This is a genomic window from Pseudomonas fontis, from assembly GCF_028656955.1.
Classification (GTDB): Bacteria; Pseudomonadota; Gammaproteobacteria; order Pseudomonadales; family Pseudomonadaceae; genus Aquipseudomonas; species Aquipseudomonas fontis.
Map to the genome: position 1 here is coordinate 1 of NZ_JAMDGY010000072.1, position 1,826 is coordinate 1,826.

Genomic DNA, 1,826 nt, shown 5'->3' on the forward strand with positions numbered 1-1,826 from the left:
CTGACATTGCCGGCGTCCAGGTAGACGCTGTCTGCCGGGGCAGCAACCGAAATGCTGTTGCTGGTCTGGCCTGCGGCGATGGTGATGACCTGTCCGTTGGACAGAGTCACGGTCACTGGGCTGCCAGCAGCGTTGGTCAGGGTCGCGGTGTAAACAATTTGGCCGCCTTCAGCCACAGAGCCGGTCGCGGTCAGCGACAAGCCAGTTGCAGTCGGGGTCGACGGATCATCAGTCACTGTGGTGGTGACGGTGTCAGTCGAATGCTCCAGCTTCTCGTAATTGCCGCCTTCAACCTTGGTGATGCTATTGGTCAAGTCGACGTTGGTGTTCAGGGCATTGTCTGGAGCCTTGAAGTCAACGGAATTGGAGCTTGCGCCAACCGGGATGACGATGGTCTGGCCGTTGGCCAAAGTCACGGTCACCGGGGAACCTGTCACTGGGGCAGTGACCGACGCGGTGTAAGTGACGAAACCACCTTCAACCACACTCGGCGCAGCCGTCAGGGTCACGGTGCTGGTGTCGGTGGTATCTGTGACCGCAGTCACGGCAGGTGTGCCGTTGACGTCGAGCTTCTCGAAATCGCCACCGGTGGCGGTATCGATCTTCACGCTGACATTGCCGGCGTCCAGGTAGACGCTGTCTGCCGGGGCAGCAACCGAAATGCTATTGCTGGTCTGGCCTGCCGCGATGGTGATGACCTGTCCGTTGGACAGGGTCACGGTCACTGGGCTGCCAGCGGCATTGCTCAGGGTCGCGGTGTAAACGATCTGGCCGCCTTCGGCGACCGAGCCGGTCGCGGTCAGCGAGAGACCGGTTGCCGTTGGCGTCGACGGATCGTCGGTCACGGTAGTGGTAACGGAATCGGTCGAGTGCTCCAGCTTCTCGTAATTACCACCTTCGACCTTGGTGATGCTGTTGGTCAGATCAACGTTGGTATTCAGGGCGTTATCGGGTGCCTTGAAGTCCACGGAGTTGGAGCTTGCGCCAACCGGGATGACGATGGTCTGGCCATTGGCCAAGGTCACGGTCACCGGGGAGCCAGTCACTGGGGCAGTAACCGAAGCGGTGTAGGTGACAAAGCCACCTTCAGTCACGCTCGGCGAAGCTGTCAGGGTCACGGTGCTGGTATCGGTGGTGTCAGTGACCGCAGTCACCGCCGCGTCACCGCTAACATTCAGTTTCTCGAAATCGCCACCGGTAGCGGTGTCGATCTTCACGCTGACATTGCCGGCGTCCAGATAGACGCTGTCTGATGGAGCAGCAACCGAAATGCTATTGCTGGTCTGGCCTGCCGCGATGGTGATGACCTGTCCGTTGGACAGAGTCACGGTTACCGGGCTGCCAGCGGCATTGGTCAAGGTCGCGGTGTAGACGATCTGGCCACCTTCAGCGACCGAGCCGGTCGCGGTCAGCGAGAGACCGGTTGCCGTTGGAGTCGACGGATCATCAGTCACTGTCGTGGTGACGGTGTCGGTCGAGTGCTCCAGCTTCTCGTAGTTACCGCCTTCAACCTTGGTGATGCTGTTGGTCAGGTCGACGTTGGTATTCAGGGCGTTATCGGGTGCCTTGAAGTCCACGGAGTTGGAGCTGGCGCCAACCGGGATAACAATGGTTTGGCCATTGGCCAAGGTCACGGTCACCGGCGAGCCAGTCACTGGGGCAGTAACCGAAGCGGTGTAGGTGACGAAACCACCTTCAACCACACTCGGCGCAGCCGTCAGGGTCACGGTGCTGGTGTCGGTGGTATCGGTGACCGCAGTCACGGTAGGGGTGCCGTTGAGGTCGAGCTTCTCGAAATCGCCACCCGTAGCGGTGTCGATCTTCAC

Annotated in this window: 1 protein-coding gene; it reads right to left on the minus strand. The window is 60.3% G+C overall.

Going from position 1 to position 1,826, the window contains the following annotated elements; genetic code table 11:
* The coding region (locus M5G11_RS20815; protein WP_337994925.1) for an immunoglobulin-like domain-containing protein at nucleotides 1-1,826 on the minus strand (1,826 nt) is incomplete at both ends.